Source organism: Erwinia rhapontici, assembly GCF_012271765.1.
GTDB lineage: Bacteria > Pseudomonadota > Gammaproteobacteria > Enterobacterales > Enterobacteriaceae > Erwinia > Erwinia rhapontici.
This window is the reverse complement of sequence record NZ_VRKO01000013.1, coordinates 273574-290686: the sequence shown is the minus strand read 5'-3', so window position 1 is coordinate 290686 and position 17113 is coordinate 273574. Positions and strand designations below refer to the sequence as shown.

Annotated in this window: 16 protein-coding genes and 1 other annotated feature; of the genes, 4 read left to right on the top strand and 12 right to left on the bottom strand. The window is 53.4% G+C overall.

Annotation, left to right across the window (positions count from 1 at the left end; translation table 11 throughout):
- Window positions 1-186 precede the first annotated feature (186 nt).
- Window positions 187-1386, top strand: coding sequence for an MFS transporter (locus FVB43_RS12405; RefSeq protein ID WP_159337505.1), 1200 nt, complete (start codon window positions 187-189; stop codon window positions 1384-1386).
- Window positions 1387-1721: 335 nt separating this feature from the next.
- Window positions 1722-3404, top strand: a complete 1683-nt coding sequence (gene ybaL, locus FVB43_RS12400) for a YbaL family putative K(+) efflux transporter (RefSeq protein WP_167864073.1) — start codon at window positions 1722-1724, stop codon at window positions 3402-3404.
- 134 nt (window positions 3405-3538) lie between these two features.
- On the opposite strand, the gene FVB43_RS12395 is transcribed toward ybaL, so the two are convergent.
- From FVB43_RS12395 to FVB43_RS12365, 7 genes are all read right to left on the bottom strand, one after another.
- On the bottom strand, window positions 3539-4843 hold the full coding sequence (locus FVB43_RS12395) for an inosine/guanosine kinase (RefSeq protein ID WP_133845784.1): 1305 nt from the start codon (window positions 4841-4843) through the stop codon (window positions 3539-3541).
- Between the two features lie 89 nt (window positions 4844-4932).
- Window positions 4933-5892 (bottom strand): ferrochelatase, encoded by a 960-nt coding sequence (gene hemH, locus FVB43_RS12390; RefSeq protein WP_133845733.1) that lies wholly within the window; start codon window positions 5890-5892, stop codon window positions 4933-4935.
- Between the two features lie 116 nt (window positions 5893-6008).
- Entirely contained in the window at window positions 6009-6653 is a 645-nt protein-coding gene (gene adk, locus FVB43_RS12385; RefSeq protein ID WP_133845734.1) for an adenylate kinase, read from the bottom strand.
- Between the two features lie 93 nt (window positions 6654-6746).
- Window positions 6747-7649, bottom strand: coding sequence for a DMT family transporter (locus FVB43_RS12380; RefSeq protein ID WP_133845735.1), 903 nt, complete (start codon window positions 7647-7649; stop codon window positions 6747-6749).
- Window positions 7646-8521: a DUF6024 family protein gene (locus FVB43_RS12375; protein ID WP_133845736.1), complete on the bottom strand. Its 876-nt coding sequence runs from the start codon at window positions 8519-8521 to the stop codon at window positions 7646-7648. Before FVB43_RS12375 ends, FVB43_RS12380 begins: the two co-directional genes overlap by 4 nt.
- Window positions 8521-8919 carry an NUDIX hydrolase gene (locus tag FVB43_RS12370; RefSeq protein WP_133845737.1) on the bottom strand — a complete coding sequence of 133 codons (399 nt, stop codon included), beginning with the start codon at window positions 8917-8919 and terminating at the stop codon, window positions 8521-8523. Before FVB43_RS12370 ends, FVB43_RS12375 begins: the two co-directional genes overlap by 1 nt.
- 53 nt (window positions 8920-8972) lie before the next feature.
- Complete coding sequence (locus FVB43_RS12365) at window positions 8973-9677, bottom strand: hypothetical protein (protein WP_159337506.1); 705 nt, start codon at window positions 9675-9677, stop codon at window positions 8973-8975.
- 207 nt (window positions 9678-9884) lie between these two features.
- On the opposite strand from FVB43_RS12365, the gene FVB43_RS12360 reads away from it, so the two are divergent.
- Window positions 9885-10760, top strand: coding sequence for a LysR substrate-binding domain-containing protein (locus tag FVB43_RS12360; RefSeq protein ID WP_133845739.1), 876 nt, complete (start codon window positions 9885-9887; stop codon window positions 10758-10760).
- A gap of 268 nt (window positions 10761-11028) precedes the next feature.
- Window positions 11029-11580, top strand: coding sequence for a transposase (locus tag FVB43_RS24895; protein WP_422718024.1), 552 nt, complete (start codon window positions 11029-11031; stop codon window positions 11578-11580).
- A gap of 156 nt (window positions 11581-11736) precedes the next feature.
- Here FVB43_RS24895 and htpG read toward each other — a convergent pair whose 3' ends face one another.
- The 5 genes from htpG to FVB43_RS12330 all read right to left on the bottom strand — a co-directional run bounded on the left by htpG (window position 11737) and on the right by FVB43_RS12330 (window position 17088).
- On the bottom strand, window positions 11737-13611 hold the full coding sequence (gene htpG, locus FVB43_RS12350) for a molecular chaperone HtpG (RefSeq protein WP_133845741.1): 1875 nt from the start codon (window positions 13609-13611) through the stop codon (window positions 11737-11739).
- A 101-nt stretch (window positions 13612-13712) separates the two neighbouring features.
- Window positions 13713-14318, bottom strand: coding sequence for a recombination mediator RecR (recR, locus tag FVB43_RS12345; RefSeq protein ID WP_133845742.1), 606 nt, complete (start codon window positions 14316-14318; stop codon window positions 13713-13715).
- Window positions 14318-14647 (bottom strand): YbaB/EbfC family nucleoid-associated protein, encoded by a 330-nt coding sequence (locus FVB43_RS12340; protein ID WP_017799391.1) that lies wholly within the window; start codon window positions 14645-14647, stop codon window positions 14318-14320. Before FVB43_RS12340 ends, recR begins: the two co-directional genes overlap by 1 nt.
- A gap of 52 nt (window positions 14648-14699) precedes the next feature.
- Window positions 14700-16628, bottom strand: coding sequence for a DNA polymerase III subunit gamma/tau (dnaX, locus tag FVB43_RS12335; protein WP_133845743.1), 1929 nt, complete (start codon window positions 16626-16628; stop codon window positions 14700-14702).
- Window positions 15300-15361: a sequence feature (DnaX frameshifting element), on the bottom strand. (Overlaps the previous gene by 62 nt.)
- 271 nt (window positions 16629-16899) lie before the next feature.
- Window positions 16900-17088 (bottom strand): hypothetical protein, encoded by a 189-nt coding sequence (locus FVB43_RS12330; RefSeq protein ID WP_167864071.1) that lies wholly within the window; start codon window positions 17086-17088, stop codon window positions 16900-16902.
- Between the last annotated feature and the right edge of the window lie 25 nt (window positions 17089-17113).

Here is a 17113-nt window from a genome sequence, read left to right as displayed (position 1 = left end):
GCACTGTGACCCTCCTTGTTGAACAACTCTGACAACAGAAAATGAATGGCTGATACCCAAAATATTTGACGGGTATGATTATGCCGCAGGCTTAACGCTAAAAGATAATTACTGTACCTTATGTTATTAGCAAGCTAAGGGCTTTCTGCACCCTATAAAAACACAAGACAATGACAGGTTAACTTAATGGCAAGCGAACACACCCTTTCCTCTTCAAAGACGCCGGTCCGGCGTACCTCATTTGGCATACTTGGCGCGATCAGCGTTGCCCATTTGCTTAATGATATGATTCAGTCGTTGATTCTGGCGATTTATCCTCTGTTACGCGAAGACTTTTCGCTGAGTTTTGTGCAGATCGGTATGATCACCCTGACCTATCAGATGACAGCCTCGCTGCTACAGCCACTGATTGGCCACTTTACCGATAAACACCCGCAACCCTGGTCGTTGCCTGTGGGTATGGGATTCACCCTTTGTGGGCTGGTGCTGCTGTCGATGGCCAGTACTTTCCCGATGATCCTGGTGGCAGCAGCGCTGGTTGGCACTGGCTCCTCGGTGTTCCATCCAGAATCTTCGCGCGTGGCAAGAATGGCCTCCGGTGGACGCCATGGGCTTGCACAGTCACTGTTTCAGGTAGGCGGTAACTTTGGCAGTTCTCTTGGGCCGCTGCTGGCTGCATTGATTATCGCCCCTTATGGTCGCGGTAATGTCGCCTGGTTCTCGCTGGCCGCCCTGCTGGGGATTGTCGTACTGTTGCAGATCAGCCGCTGGTATCAGAACCAGAACCGCGTTGCCAAAAGTCAGACTGCCCCGGCAGTGAGCCTGCTGCCTCGTCGTCAGGTGGCCTTTGCCATCACGATTTTGCTGGTGCTGGTTTTCTCAAAATATTTCTATCTCACCAGCCTGAGCAGCTACTACACCTTCTATCTGATGCATAAATTCGGGCTTTCCGTGCAGAATGCCCAGCTACATCTGTTTATCTTCCTGTTTGCCGTCGCGGCGGGCACGGTCATTGGCGGCCCGATTGGCGATAAAATCGGTCGAAAAAGAGTGATTTGGGTGTCTATTCTTGGCGTTGCCCCCTTCACGTTGATGTTACCTTATGCCAACTTGTGGTGGACCGGTGCGCTGTCAGTCGTGATTGGCTTTGTACTGGCGTCGGCGTTTTCCGCCATTCTGGTCTACGCCCAGGAATTGATGCCGGGCCGTATCGGTATGGTTTCCGGGCTATTTTTCGGTTTTTCCTTTGGCATGGGTGGGCTGGGTGCCGCCGTATTGGGTGTGGTCGCCGATCATCAGGGCATTGAACTGGTCTATCAAATCTGCGCTTATCTGCCACTTCTTGGAATTCTGACGGCTTTCCTGCCTGATAACCGACATAAATAGTCCCATCCCGGTGCGAATCAATGCAATTGGCACCGGGTCACCGGCTTGTAACGTCTGACCTGCACACTGATAACTGTCTAAAATCGCACTCTGTGCGAACTTTCTCTCAATGATTCAGATTTTTTGCCGTTATAACCAATAATGACAAGCGTCATCCTGTAATATGCCATACACTGAAAACTTACAACTGGACACATTTACACTCTGGATAATTTAAGTTGCTGAAAAACGGCAAGCCTGCGGGTCTCCTGGAGCATAGTCAGTCCTGTGAGCCGGCACTGCCAACGTCGTTACAACTTGAAGTCTCTTGAGTATGCACACAAAAGGAGACAGGCATGCACCACACCACCCCGCTTATCACCACCATTGTAGGAGGCTTAGTTCTGGCCTTCCTCTTCGGTATGCTGGCTAATCGCCTGCGCATCTCTCCTCTTGTCGGTTATCTGTTAGCTGGCGTGCTCGCCGGGCCCTTTACCCCAGGTTTTGTTGCTGATACCAATCTGGCACCGGAACTGGCCGAACTGGGTGTGATCCTGCTGATGTTCGGTGTGGGTCTGCACTTCTCCCTGAAAGATCTGATGGCTGTAAAGTCCATCGCCATCCCGGGTGCCATTGCACAAATCGCCGCTGCCACACTGTTAGGCATGGGGCTGTCGTGGGCACTGGGGTGGCCAATGATGACGGGTCTGGTATTCGGACTCTGCCTTTCAACCGCCAGTACCGTGGTGCTGCTGCGTGCGTTGGAAGAGCGACAGTTAATTGACAGTCAGCGCGGACAGATTGCTATCGGCTGGCTGATCGTGGAAGACCTGATGATGGTGCTGGCACTGGTGCTGCTGCCTGCGATTGCCGGGCTGTTTGAAGAAGGTAAAGCCAGCGTCACGATGGTGCTGTTCGACCTGCTGATTACCATCGGCAAGGTGGCGGCGTTTATGGTGCTGATGATGGTGGTGGGAAAACGCGTGGTGCCGTGGATCCTTGCGCGCAGTGCTGCGACCGGTTCACGCGAACTGTTCACTCTTTCCGTGCTGGCGCTGGCGCTGGGTATTGCCTTCGGTGCCGTCGAGTTCTTTGATGTCTCCTTTGCACTTGGGGCTTTCTTTGCCGGTATGGTGCTGAACGAATCGGAGCTGAGCCACCGGGCCGCGCACGATACGTTGCCGCTGCGTGATGCTTTCGCCGTGCTGTTCTTCGTGTCCGTTGGCATGTTGTTTGACCCAATGATCCTGATCCAGCAGCCACTGGCGGTGCTGGGTGCGCTGGCGATTATCGTCTTAGGCAAGTCATTAGTGGCGCTGTTCCTGGTGATGCTGTTCGGTCACTCCAAGCGCACCGCGCTGACCATCTCCGTCAGCCTGGCGCAGATCGGTGAATTCGCCTTTATTCTTGCCGGCCTGGGTATCTCCCTGAATCTGCTGCCGGACAGCGGGCGCAATCTGGTGCTGGCAGGGGCAATTCTGTCGATTATGCTGAATCCGATTCTGTTTGTGCTGCTGGAACGCTACCTGAAAAAGACTGAGACCATTGAAGAACAGACGATGGAAGAAGCCATCGAAGAAGAGAAGCAGATCCCGGTGGATTTGTGCAATCACGCGGTGATTGTCGGTTTTGGTCGCGTAGGCAGCCTGCTGGGCAGCCGCCTGATGGAAGCCGGTATTCCGATTGTGGTAGTGGAGAACAGCCGTCCACGCGTCGAGGCGTTGCGTGAGCAAGGGATCAAAGCGGTACTGGGCAATGCCGCGCGTGGCGATATTATGGAGCTGGCGCGTCTGGACTGTGCACGCTGGCTGTTGCTGACCATTCCTAACGGTTATGAAGCCGGAGAGATTGTCATTGCTGCTCGCGAAACGCGCCCGAATATTGAGATTATCGCCCGTGCGCATTATGACGACGAGGTGGATTATATTATGGAGCGTGGCGCAGACCGTGTGGTGATGGGCGAGCGGGAAATTGCCAACAGTATGCTGAATTTGCTGCTGTTGAGCCCGATAGAAACCCCGGCGGAATGCCCTATTTAAATACTACGGGCCGATCGATGTAGAAGATCGGCCCCTACAGAGTATTGTCGGGTGCGACCCTTTTTTCCGGTCGCCCCCTGCCGATGATTGGCACCCGACGAAATGCGTTTTCAGCCGTTTGGTTTTTCCCTGCCCTATCGTTCCCAGTATGACTCTTCCAGACTGTCTTCCCGCTCCGGCAACCCACGGGTTAAGCGCGGTGCATGCTGGTTCAGCACCTGATAGCTTACCCGGTTAGCGTATTTACATACCTGTGCCAGCGAGGAGTAGGTGAGGTAACTCCGTCCATGCTTGCTGGAGTTCGGCACATTCGAACGGTGGAAGTTGTTGGCGGTAATATCGTGCAGCAGCGCCGCCAGTGCGCCATCCCCGGCACCATTGGTATTCATGATCTTTTCCGGCCCGCCCATATAAGGTGCGATATGGGAAAAAATACGCAGCGGCTGGGTGCAGTCCTGATGGCGCATGGCGCGGCTGAACTCATACTGGTTAAACTCCGGGATCGCCCCCGGCAACAGCGGATGCTGCGTGGTACGCTTACCAGATTCCTCAGTAAAGGCCGCCATATACAGGCCGTTTGGTCCGGCAGTACACAGCACCAGATCCACCCAGTCGAGGGCACTATTCGCCGCCTGCAACGGATCGCGTTCACCGGTCAGCTCGAAAGCTTCATCTTCATTCATGGCCACCACAGAGACATGATCACGCAGGAAATCACGCCAGAACTGCGGATTATCGGCAATCACATACTTGGTTCCCAACGTCAGCACCACCGGGACGTTATGTTTCTTCGCCCAGTGGATGGCCTGCATGGTCGCTTCCGGCATCGGCTCGCCCGGCTTGCAGCGCACCAGATAAGAGGTCAGCACCAACGCAGATGCTCCGGCAATCACCTCTTCGGGAATGCTTTGTGGGCGCAGCTGGTTCATCATCCCCGGGCTGATGGCGAAGGTACGCTCACCGTTATCACCGATCAGCGTGAAACAACGGCCGATCGCCCCGTCCACACCCTGCAAATAGTTCAAATCGGTTCGGCTGGAGGTATTACACAGATAACGGTAAGCGTAACCGCCAATCTGCACGTTATTACACATCACGCCCAGAAGCACCGAGCGGTCATCCGCCAGTACCGAATAGTTGTGCAGCGTATTGCCAATTGTGCCACCGGCAAACTGATGGGTGATCAGGTTATTATCAACCAGCTCGGCATACAGCGCCTCGGCCACATCATCCTCAATCACCAGCGAATGCCCAAGGCTCAGGCCATAACGCGCCACAAAGCCATCATCCACTTTGGCTTCAATATCGACGAGAATCTGATCAATACCGACAATCCAGCTGTTGGCCGCATCGTTTTCCGGTTGAACCGGCTGTAGTAAGGGATCACGCGCACTGACGGGGAAATAATGTTTGGATTTACGTTTACCGGGGAATTTCATCATTGCAGGCTACAGAAGGGGCTCAGAGCGCAATCATAGCACAATTGCGCTCTGTGACGATCACAGAGGAGAACATGGCCTCCCCTGTTTTAGCGGTACTGGTTGACCAGCTCCAGCATCATGGTGATATGAGCTTCATCATCATTCAGCGCCGGAATGTATTCAAAACGCGTCCCCCCCGCATGGAGGAAGATCTCACGGTTCTCACCGTTAATCTCCTCCAGCGTCTCCAGGCAGTCAGATGAAAAGCCCGGGCTCATAATCTGCACATGCTTCACGCCTTTGGCGGGCAGGGATTTCATGGTTTCATCGGTATAAGGCATCAGCCACGGCTCACGTCCAAAACGTGACTGGAACGTCAGCATCGCTTCGCTGCTGCCCAGCCCCAGTGAGGCCGTAAGCGCGTTAAAGGTGTCATAGCAACGCTCGGGATAATCATCACCTTCATCGGCGAAGCGTTGCGGGATACCGTGGAACGAGGTGACCAGCAGGTCAGGCTTGCCGTGCTGGGCAAAAGAGCGTTCTACCGAGGCTTTCAAGGCAGCAATATAGGCCGGATGTTCCGCATAATCACGGATAAACTGCACGGTTGGCAGGCTGCGGTAACCGGCGAACACGTCGGTAATACCATCCCATACCGCCGCGACGGTCGAGCAGGAGAACTGCGGATAGAGCGGAAGGACAATAAGGCGATTCACCCCTTGCTGCATCAGGCTATCGATAGCACTTTTCAGGCTCGGATTGCCATAGCTCATCCCCAGCTCCACCGGCATATCCAACCGCGCGGCCAGTGCTGCTTTCTGACGCTGACTGTAAACCATCAGCGGAGAACCTTCGTCCATCCAGACGGAAGCATACAGTTTTGCTACTCGCGGAGAGCGCAGCGGCAGAATGCCAATATTCAGGATCGGCCACCACAACCAGCGCGGGGTATCGACCACTCGTCTATCGCTAAGGAACTGTTTAAGATAACGTTTTACGGCAGGTGTCGTTGGGGCATCAGGTGTGCCTAAGTTAACCAGTAATACGCCAGGCTTATCTTGCCTCATTGTTATTCCTTTTTACGGCATCGTCGGAGATGAAAACGAGACTTATTCTAGCGGAAAAAAGCGGGGGATAAACCAATTGCTGTCATTGAGCCAGGTTATCCCTGGCTCAAAAAGCACTAACCGAGGATTTTGGCCAGCTCTGCGCTAACTTCAGCCACTTTACGGGTGCCGTCGATCTTGTGGTAAGCCGTGTTACCTTCGGCCGCTTCTTTGCTGTAGTAAGCAATCAGCGGAGCCGTCATCTCATGGTATTCCACCAGACGTTTACGTACGGTCGCTTCCTGGTCATCTTTACGGATGGTCAGTTCTTCACCGGTCACATCGTCTTTACCTTCCACTTTTGGCGGATTGTAGGTGACGTGGTAGACACGACCAGACGGCGCATGGACACGGCGACCGACGATGCGATCAACGATCAGTTCGTCAGGGACGGCGAATTCCAGCACGTTGTCAACTTTAATGCCCGCTTCCTTCATGGCATCAGCCTGAGGAATGGTGCGTGGGAAGCCATCCAGCAGGAAACCATTACGGCAGTCTTCCTGAGCAATACGCTCTTTGACCAGCGCGATAACCAGTTCGTCAGTCACCAGTTTACCGTCGTCCATAATCTGTTTGGCTTTCTGACCCAACTCCGAGCCCGCTTTAACAGCGGCGCGTAGCATGTCACCCGTAGAGATCTGCGGAATACCGTATTTCTCCATAATGAACTGAGCCTGAGTCCCTTTACCTGCACCCGGAGCTCCGAGCAGAATAATACGCATTGCGTAAATCCCCTTGCGAATCGCTTAATTGATCACTTTATCTGAGGGCAAGAACATACCATTTTGGCCCGCTATCCACAAGGAAGGGCGCGGTTATCCTGCATCCGCGTAACGTTGTAGCGATACCTGTCGGCGGGCATACAGCGTTTGAGAAATCACCGCAACGATAATAATTGCACCACCAATAACTGCCTGAATTGTTGGGATTTCGTCCATAAATAGAAACATCCACAATGGCGCCAGCGCAGTTTCAAGCAGTAAAAACAGCCCGGCATTGGCCGGAGAGACAAAACGCGTGGATAACGTGATTAACCCCATCGCCAGCGGCATAATTAACGCCCCTTCCGCGATCACCCACCCATATTGCGCAGCCGACAACACTTTCAGACTATCGACCATGTTTGAGTCCGGCCACAGCACAATCAACACCGATGCCAGCACCGCCCCCAATGACGGTAAACCCGCCGAGCCACCACTAACGCGTGAGGTAAAGATAAATGCCAGTGCCATAGAGACTGCCGTGCCCAGCGCATAAACATTGGCGATGCCATTATGGCCCAGACCACGGCCTGACATCACAATCACCACGCCAACAATGCCCGCCAGTGATGCTAGCATCACGCTGCGATCGATAGCCACTTTGAAGAACAGCCGGGTAATCAGGGCCGAAATAAACGGCGTTGAAGAGATAATCACCAGTACCGTGGCCACATTGCCCCGGTTCAGTGCATTAACGAAGCAGGCGGAAGCTATGCAAAAAAACAGCGCCGACAGCACATTGTCTTTGGTCAGCCACGGCGTGCCAAGAGTGGAGCGGCTCTGGCGCCAAAAGGCCCACATCAGCAGGCAGACACCCCACATGCAAAGGCCGCGCAGGGCCACAATCAGCCAGGAATTTTCAATGCCCATCATGCGGATAAACACCGAATCCGTACTGAGAATCACACCGCCCATGATGCCAATCATATTGCCATTCACGGCAAAGGTACTTTTCATTTTGCCTCCCACAGGGTGCTCAGTTTGTTTTCTACCTGTTCCGTCATATCGACAGGCTCACTGCCGTCACCCCTTACCCAGCACGACAAACGCAGGGTTTTGGCATGAGGGAAATAGCTGGCCCCTGCTGCTTTCACCTGCTGTTGCAGACTCTCGCTGAGCGCAGGTACCGGGAAACAGCTAAAGGGCAAATCCGGTGCACTGATTGAGGTGAAATCCATACCTGCGACATCGTTCAGCTGCACAGGCCCAACCTGCGCCACGTTATACGGCTGCCATTGGGTGCTACGGATGTTTTGCAGTGCTTCTTCCAGTGGTTTTGCCGACGAGGTGGACTCTTCAAACAAACGCAACTCACTGCGCATCAGGGTACTAAAGTCCTCGGGACGCAGGGCAATAATCGCCAGACCGATAGTTAACGAGGCATGTTTGTGGAGAGGGGCGACAAAAATGGAACTGTCCGCAATCAGCTCACCGTGGCGGTTGGTGGCAAAACTGTGCGAGGCATCCACTACGCCTTTACCTTTACTGTTTTTCAGACTGTTGAGTTCACCGGTATATGGATTGACGTGAGTAATGATACGCACGCTGCCAGGCTCGGTAAAATGTGAGGCCGGAGGGCTGAACAGCTCAGTGATGGGCTGATAGTGCGCATGTTTGGCCAGGCACAGCGTGGTTTCCTGCTTATGAAACAGATGCGATAAGATCACCAGTCCAACGCGAACCGACTGAACAAAAAACAGATCGTACTCTTGCAGCTGATATATGCGGGTTAACTCTTCCCGGAGTTCATCTTTCAGCATAGAAACTCGCTTATAAAACCGATCGCCATGGATCTGCTGTAACTGAGGGGAAAGTGAGGATGCGTCCATTAATTTATCAACTCTTGCTGGAAAAGCAGTGGCATAACGTTGTCACGGAAGATCGATCCGACCGCGATCTCACAGGGAGGCCTGCGATAATTCACCCAGGCAATCTCTTCGATTTCGCTGCCTGCGCGCGGCTGCCCGTCGATTTCAACGTGGTAGACATGGTTCTCTATCGCCATGGCTTCAAATTCGGCCTGACCATGAAACAGGCCAAAAGGCCGGAAGCCTTTAATCTGCACACCCAGCTCTTCCTGAAGCTCACGCTTCAGGCAACTCAGATGGTCTTCTCCCGCATGTGGCTTACCGCCGGGGGAGATAAAAATCTCGGTGCCGCGTTTACGGGTCAATAACAGCGAACGCTGATAAATAATAATGGCCGCGCATTTAACGATTATTTTCATCTCAGACTCCGGGTGACGTAACCCGCAGGCTACGCCACCTCTGACGTTCAGATTCAGGCAGCAGCGCTGGTTTTCAGCACAGGCGTCATCAGGGTTTCACCTGACAGGAAACGGACGATGTTGTGTGCCAGTGGCGCTTTGTCATGCAGATATGCGAGGATCACCTCATCATTCGGCGTCGAGAAGCTGTCGGCGAAAATGCTGATTCCTTCCAGCGATTTGGTCGAAATCCCCAGCTGCAGCAGGCGGTATTTCACGTCATCCGCTGACTGAGCAAACTCATAAATCGGCGACTGATAGTTGATGTCGTACTGTGCCATCATCTCCATCAGGAAGGTTTTCGCTACCTGACGCTGCTCCGGGAATTCCATCTGATAATGGGTGATGCCATCATTAATGGTGTTAATGTCGTTGCGGTGGCAGAAATCGACCAGATGGGCATGGATTGCCAGTTTCTCTCCCAGCAGCACCAGGTTTTTACGATATTTCAGAATGTCACTTTCCAGGTGTTCAATCGCAATTGAACGGAAAGCACCGCTGATATCGGCAATGGTATGGGCGACGACTAAGTCGCCAAACCGGCTTTTCAATTCATCAACACGGTGCGACAAAATGCCACGATGCAGTGAACATCCGCTGTTTCCTGACCAGAGGTGTACAGGGATACCCTGTAACATCAGATAACACGCTGCCAGGGTGCTATCACGACCGCCGGTAAACATGACGAGCTGTGTTTTTACAGAATGCTGATTTGTCATTTTCCTTTCCTTCGCATTGATGATGAATGTAATCGTGGGCTGACAAGGGGAAAATACGGCTGTGTAACGAGAGAAACCAGAAGGGGGCGTTTGCTGGTGGCTGACAGGACAGCACCCCGACCTGGAAGCCAGAGTAGGGAAATTATGCTGGACTTGAAAATGATATAAACAGACACTCCTTGTTAGTTTTTCTAACAAGGTATGATTATGTCTGGCCTTCCTTCACTGCGTGCCCTGCGCTACTTTCATCAGGCAGCACAGCATCAAAGCTTCAGCCTGGCGGCGCAATCGCTAAACGTGACGCACAGCGCTGTTAGCCACCAAATCAAACAGTTAGAAGAGTGGCTAGGCAAACCGTTATTTTTACGGGTGAACGGACGGGTGCAGTTGACCCCGGATGGCGAACGGCTAAAAGTGTGTTGCATACAGACCTTTCGCGAGATCGAATTGACCTGTGAGAAAATTCGCGCACGCAATTTGCACAGCCTGACCATCTCCTGTGCCCCCAGCTTTCTGGCACAGTGGCTGATCCCGCGTATCAGTCGTTTCTCAGAACGGCACAGCGATATTGCCCTCACCTTTCAGACCCATGTTGATATTGAGCGGGTGCGCAGCGAGCATACCGATGTGCTGATTGTCAGCCACGAGCAGCCGTTGCAGGAGGATATTACCGCCACGCTGATTACCGTCGACTATATTGGTCCGGTATGCGCCCCGAAGTTCAGTCATCGCTTTACCTACGAGACAGATTTTTCCACTCTGCCACTGCTACATGCCGATACCAAACTGCATGCCTGGGCGGAGTGGGCAAAGAAAACCGGGGCAAGAGGCGATTTTTGGGCGGGACGTCATTTCGATAATCTGACGCTGGCGATTCAGGCGGCACGTAACGGAATGGGAATTATTATGACCCCGCAGATTCTGGTCAAAAAAGAGATACGTGACGGGTCTTTGATTGCTCCGCTGGGGTTTGCAGAGGTGGATCGCGCGACATGGATGATGGTCAAAACCGCCCGTAAAGAAGAAGCTGAGATTGAGTTGTTTCGGCGGTGGTTGTTAGAAGAGGCGTCGATCGCGGGATAAAACGGGTCAGGCATGCCTGACCCCTACAAAAATCATCAACAACATCCGGCCGGGTCGGGCATGCCCGACCCCTACAGATTATTGCGGCTTAACGCACGCCTCGCCCGAGACAACATCGCAGCATAGCGTAGGGGTGAGGCACGCCTCGCCCGATACAGCATCGCGGTATATTGTAGGGGTGAGGCATGCCTCGCCCGATACAGCATCGCGGTATATCGTAGGGGTGAGGCATGCCTCGCCCGATACAGCATCGCGGTATATCGTAGGGATGAGGCATGCCTCGCCCGTTTTTTTGCGAGCCGTGCTGACGATATTTACTCCGAAAATACGCAATATATCCGGTACTGATATGCTCCCAAAAAAGGAGGATGTCATGCAACAAAGGAAATCTCTGCGCCTTAAACACTACGATTATCGCCAGGCCGGATACTACTATCTGACACTGTGCTGTCAGCAAAGAAGGCCACTGTTCGGCCACTGCTTAGATTACCGCAGCTATCTCAATCCATACGGTATCATCGCCCGAGACTATCTTTACGCATTACCTCACCATTTTCCCGGTTGCCAGATCGACAGCAGTATCATTATGCCCGACCATCTGCACTGTATCTTAGTGATACCGGAGAGGTATCAGTTTTCGGTCGCGACACTCGTGGGCAGCTATAAATCGGCAGTGACGAATAGAGTACGTCGAATACATGTGGGGTTAACGGTATGGCAGCGAGGATATTGGGATCGGGTGATTCGCGACAAGGATGAGTTGTCTAACGTGCGGGAGTATATGTTGAATAACCCATTGCGTTGCTGTTTACGGGAATAGAACAGGGTCGGGCATACCCGACCCCTACAGATTATTGCGGCTTAACGCACGCCTCGCCCGAGACAATATCACGGCATAGTGTAGGGGTGAGGCACGCCTCATCCGGTAAGCATCACGGCATAACGCAGGGGCGAGGCATGCGTCGCCCGTGGCTCGTTATCCCAGCAGCAGCTGATTCATACGGCGGATAAACTGGTTAGGATCCTCCAGCGATCCCTTCTCTGCCAGCAGTGCCTGCTCCAGCAGCAGCTCAATCCACTCGGCAAAGCGAGCTTCGTCCTGAGTATCGGCAGCACGTTTCACCAGCGCATGGTCTGGATTCAGCTCAAACAGATATTTCACCTCAGGCACGTCCTGACCCGCAGCAGCAAACAGTTTTGCCATCTGAGTGGTCATTTCGTTAGCTTCAGTGGTGACGATGGCCGGAGTATCGGTCAGACGGTGTGTCAGACGCACCTCCTTGACGCGCTCACCCAGCAGCGTTTTCACACGTTCTACGAACGGCTCCAGCGCTTTTTCCGCCTCTTTCTGCTCTTCGGTTTCTTCATCAGCCAGTTTGCTTAACGCGTCATCCGCTTTGCTCACTGACTGGAAGGCTTTCCCGTCAAACTCAGTCAGGTAGCTCATCATCCATTCGTCGATACGATCGGAGAGTAACAGAACCTCGATACCTTTCTTACGGAACAGCTCCAGGTGCGGGCTGCTTTTCGCGGCGGCATAGCTGTCGGCAGTGATGTAGTAAATCTTCTCCTGCCCTTCCACCATGCGGCTGACATAGTCTTCCAGCGACACGGTTTGCGCCGGGCCTTCGCTGCTGGTGCTGGCAAAACGCAGCAGTTTCGCGATGGTTTCAGCATTGCTGCTGTCTTCTGCCGGGCCTTCTTTCAGGACCAGACCAAACTGCTGCCAGAATGACTGGTATTTTTCCTCGTCATCTTTCGCCACTTTTTCCAGCATTTGCAGTGAACGCTTGGTCAGCGCACCGCGCAGGCTCTGAGTTATGCGGCTGTCCTGCAGGATTTCACGCGAGACGTTCAGCGGCAGATCGTTAGAGTCAATCAGCCCTTTGACGAAGCGCAGATAGTTCGGCATAAACTGTTCGGCATCGTCCATGATGAACACGCGCTGCACGTACAGTTTCAGCCCATGTTTGTGGTCACGGTTCCACATATCCCACGGCGCCTGGGCAGGGATATAGAGCAGGCTGGTGTACTCCTGCTTGCCTTCTACCCGGTTGTGGCTCCACGTCAGCGGATCGGTGAAGTCATGGGCGACATGTTTGTAGAACTCTTTGTATTCGTCAGCACTGATCTCAGACTTGTTGCGCGTCCACAGCGCCTGCGCCTTGTTGATTTTTTCCCACGTGGTGGTGTTGTCTTCTTCATTGTGGGTTTCGATCTCAACCGGCAGTGCAATGTGGTCTGAGTATTTGCTGATGATGCTGCGCACGCGCCAGGCATCGAGGAACTCATCTTCGCCTTCGCGCAGATGCAGAGTGATTTCGGTGCCGCGATCGGCTTTTTCAATGTCGGCGATGGTGTATTCACCTTCACCGGCTGACTCCCAGAACACACCTTCTGACGCGGCAGCGCCTGCGGCGCGAGTCCGTACGGAGACTTTATCGGCGACAATAAACGCAGAATAGAAGCCAACACCGAACTGACCGATCAACTGGCTGTCTTTCGCCTGGTCAGAACCCAGCGATTCAAGGAAAGATTTGGTGCCAGATTTCGCAATGGTACCGAGATTTTCAATGACTTCATCACGACGCATACCGATGCCGTTATCACTCAGCGTCAGCGTACGATTTTCCTTGTCGACAGAGACGCGTACACGCAGTTCGCCATCACCTTCATAGAGATCCGGGGTGGATAACGCGCGGAAGCGCAGCTTATCAGCAGCATCTGAAGCGTTAGAGATTAACTCACGCAGGAAGATTTCTTTGTTTGAATAGAGTGAATGGATCATCAGGTGCAGAAGCTGTTTTACCTCTGACTGGAAGCCACGTGTCTCTTGTCCTTTCATGGTCATTGCTACCCTCAACTAAAAAACAGATGATGAACGTTGAGGTATTAAATGGGGGTGACATAAAGGATTTCAAGACGGCACGAAGGACTCGTGCCGTTGATTGCTCAGAATTTAAACTTTTGACGCCCGGCCAGTGAGTGCGAAAGCGTCGTACCGTCAACCATTTCCAGCTCTCCGCCCACGGGAACACCGTGAGCAATACGGCTGGCTTCCACGCCATACTGTTCACACAGGCTGGCAATGTAGTTAGCGGTCGCCTCCCCTTCCACCGTTGGGTTGGTGGCGAGGATAACTTCAACAATCGTCTCTTTTTCCAGACGCTGTTCCAGGCGGTCGAGGCCAATATCATTCGGCCCGATGCCATCCAGCGGTGACAGATGCCCCATCAGCACAAAGTAACGCCCGGCAAACTGCCCGGTCTGTTCAATGGCATGGATATCCGCCGGGCTTTCCACCACGCAGATCAATCCATTCTGCTGCCGTCGTGGGTTGGCGCAGATGGTGCAGATTTCCTGCTCGGTGAAAGTACGGCAATCAGAACAATGGCCGATTTCCGACATCGCCCGCGTCAGCGCCTGTGCCAGACGCATGCCACCGCTGCGGTCACGCTGTAACAGCTGGAACGCCATGCGCTGCGCCGACTTCGGCCCAACGCCTGGCAGGCAACGCAGCGACTCCATTAATGTTTCAAGGAGTGGGCTGGTTTGCATCAGAATGGCATCTTGAAGCCAGGTGGCAACTGCATACCGCTTGATACCGCCGCCATTTTCTCTTTCTGGGTTTCAGCAACGCGGCGCGCCGCATCGTTGAAGGCCGCAGCCACCAGGTCTTCCAGCATGTCTTTGTCATCTTCCAGCAGGCTTGGGTCTACTTCCACACGACGGCAATTGTGAGCGCCGTTGATGGTGACTTTCACCAGGCCTGCGCCTGATTCACCGGTCACTTCCATGGCAGCAATCTCTTCCTGCACCTGGGCCATTTTATCCTGCATTTGCTGGGCCTGCTTCATCAGGTTGCCCAATCCGGCTTTACCAAACATAAGTTCTCTCTCTTCAGCTCAGGCCGCATCAACGTAACTGCGATGCGGCGGGTTAAACAGGTCGGATACTTTCTTCATCCACATCGGCATCGAAAAACCGACGCAGCGTCTGAATATGAGTATCAGTGATAATCGACTGACGCGCCTGCGCCAGCTTCTCTTCATAAATTTTTTGCCGCCATTCCAACGGTGTCAGCACCGAAGGATTATCATCTTCCACCACGGTTAATTCAATGGGGTGCCCGGCAGCAGCATTCAAGGCATCATTTAGCGCTTTTTGCGCAGAAGGGGAATTCAGGTGACGCTGGCTGGAACGCAAATGCAGGCAAATACCACTCTCGGTCTGCTCTTTCCAGGCATTTAACGCAAGCTGTTGAACCAGTTTTGGTATGACCAGCACCGCAATTTCGCCAGCCCACGGGTCGCGTTCTAGCGATTCCGCCACCAGCTTCACCATCAGCTCAGGATTCTTCTCATGTTCCAGTGCCGTACGAAGCGCCTTTGGCGTTGCAACCGCTTCTGCCTTCACTTCCGTTGGGTTTTGCGCTTTCCAGCGATACGCCTCTTCTTTTACAGGAACCGCTTCTGCCGCTGCCTGTTGCAGACGTTGCTGCCCGCGTTCGGTAACCGCAGCAAGACGCTCCAGTGCCGAACTTGCCGGCCGCGCACCCTGCGCTGCCGGCTCAGTCTTTTTTGGCTTACTCGCCCCCTGATGGCGCAGCAGTTGCGTTCGCGCCTGTAGGAGCTGGCTGGTAGAGTCAGATAATCCCTGGTGAGGTGGTGGCGCGTCCTGAATCGGGGACGCCGATGCCGTATGGGGTACAGGCTCTGCTGAGGGTGCTGCCGGGGTCTGTAATGCCATGGTTGGGCGTGCAACCGGGTCAGCGATCACGGCTTTGGGGTGAAAAGCCAGTGCGCGCAGCAGCGTCATTTCCACACCCATACGGCGGTCCGGTGCCAGCGGCAACTCTTTGCGGCCAACTAGCAGCGTCTGGTAATAAAGCTGAACATCTGCGGGCGGAAGTACCCGTGCCAGTTCACGCAACCGCTGTTCAATGGCGGCCATATCGTCGCCCAGCGCAGAAGGCAGTAGTTGAATCATTGCCACACGATGCAGCAGCGTAAGCATTTCTACCAGCAGCGCTTCCCACTCCACACCCCGCGCAGCGGCCTGGTTGAGCAACGCCATGACTTCTGCACCATCGGCATGGACCAATGCTTCGATCAACGCCAGTGGCTGTTCATCGTCTAGCGTGCCCAGCATGTCATTAACCGTGGAGGTCGTTACCTGCCCCTGCCCCATCGCAATTGCCTGATCGGTCAGGCTCAGCGCATCACGCATACTGCCGTCAGCAGCGCGTGCCAGTAATTGCAATGCGCGGGTTTCAGCACTGATCTGCTCAGCTTGCAATACATGCTCAAGCTGACCACGGATCTGCTCCTGATCCAGCGCTTTCAAATGGAATTGCAGACAGCGCGATAAAATCGTTACCGGCAGTTTTTGCGGGTCGGTGGTCGCCAGCAAAAATTTTACATGTTCTGGTGGCTCTTCCAGCGTTTTCAACAGCGCGTTAAAGCTGTGACGCGAGAGCATGTGGACTTCATCGATCAGGTAAACTTTAAAGCGGCCACGTGCCGGAGCGTACTGCACGTTATCCAGCAGATCGCGCGTATCTTCCACTTTAGTTCGGGAAGCTGCGTCAATTTCAATCAAGTCGACAAAACGGCCCTGCTCAATTTCACGGCAGTTATCACACTTCCCACAAGGGGTAGCGGTAATGCCTGTTTCACAGTTCAGTCCTTTTGCCAGTAGACGGGCGATGGTGGTTTTTCCGACGCCACGGGTGCCAGAAAAAAGATAAGCGTGATGGATGCGGCCAAGGGACAAACCATTAGCCAGCGCGGTCAGAACATGTTGCTGACCGACAACCTCAGTAAACGCTTGCGGACGCCACTTGCGGGCCAGTACCTGATAGCTCATTAAGACTTCATCATTTTTTAAAAAATTACTTACCCAAACCGTGATAAACCGCAGTTTAGCCTGTTGACGAGTATCGGCAAGATCAACCGTGTTCACGGCCAATAAGCGGATTAAGGGAAGGTACTATAACAGAAGGTCTACCTGTCGCCATGCTGTTACACGCTTATTTTGCCACGCAGACTTGCTCTTTTTCGATGAAAACGGGTGAATAAAACCCATCAATTCATAAAATATCCAAAAATCGTTTTACCGCTACACGTAACACGAAATGCTAATTTCCCCCCTCCGAAGTATGTGGCAAATTGCCCATGTTTTCCGCAAAAGCACAGGATGTGCTTTCTCCCAGCATTAAAGGAATAACAGTGCAAAAACGTTCACCACGCCTCTGATACGCAATCATCCGGGTTTCCATTTTCCGGCGAATTGGTGCCGCCTTTTTTTCAAAAAATTGCAGCGCCACAAGGATCTCCACTGATTAACGGATT

Bases quoted from the DNA above. Each gene is read 5' to 3' on its own strand.
- FVB43_RS12405 (WP_159337505.1), top strand. From the start codon at position 187: ATGGCAAGCGAACACACCCTTTCCTCTTCAAAGACGCCGGTCCGGCGT.
- ybaL (WP_167864073.1), top strand. From the start codon at position 1,722: ATGCACCACACCACCCCGCTTATCACCACCATTGTAGGAGGCTTAGTT.
- FVB43_RS12395 (WP_133845784.1), bottom strand. From the start codon at position 4,843: ATGAAATTCCCCGGTAAACGTAAATCCAAACATTATTTCCCCGTCAGT.
- hemH (WP_133845733.1), bottom strand. From the start codon at position 5,892: ATGAGGCAAGATAAGCCTGGCGTATTACTGGTTAACTTAGGCACACCT.
- adk (WP_133845734.1), bottom strand. From the start codon at position 6,653: ATGCGTATTATTCTGCTCGGAGCTCCGGGTGCAGGTAAAGGGACTCAG.
- FVB43_RS12380 (WP_133845735.1), bottom strand. From the start codon at position 7,649: ATGAAAAGTACCTTTGCCGTGAATGGCAATATGATTGGCATCATGGGC.
- FVB43_RS12375 (WP_133845736.1), bottom strand. From the start codon at position 8,521: ATGGACGCATCCTCACTTTCCCCTCAGTTACAGCAGATCCATGGCGAT.
- FVB43_RS12370 (WP_133845737.1), bottom strand. From the start codon at position 8,919: ATGAAAATAATCGTTAAATGCGCGGCCATTATTATTTATCAGCGTTCG.
- FVB43_RS12365 (WP_159337506.1), bottom strand. From the start codon at position 9,677: ATGACAAATCAGCATTCTGTAAAAACACAGCTCGTCATGTTTACCGGC.
- FVB43_RS12360 (WP_133845739.1), top strand. From the start codon at position 9,885: ATGTCTGGCCTTCCTTCACTGCGTGCCCTGCGCTACTTTCATCAGGCA.
- FVB43_RS24895 (WP_422718024.1), top strand. From the start codon at position 11,029: ATGAGGCATGCCTCGCCCGTTTTTTTGCGAGCCGTGCTGACGATATTT.
- htpG (WP_133845741.1), bottom strand. From the start codon at position 13,611: ATGACCATGAAAGGACAAGAGACACGTGGCTTCCAGTCAGAGGTAAAA.
- recR (WP_133845742.1), bottom strand. From the start codon at position 14,318: ATGCAAACCAGCCCACTCCTTGAAACATTAATGGAGTCGCTGCGTTGC.
- FVB43_RS12340 (WP_017799391.1), bottom strand. From the start codon at position 14,647: ATGTTTGGTAAAGCCGGATTGGGCAACCTGATGAAGCAGGCCCAGCAA.
- dnaX (WP_133845743.1), bottom strand. From the start codon at position 16,628: ATGAGCTATCAGGTACTGGCCCGCAAGTGGCGTCCGCAAGCGTTTACT.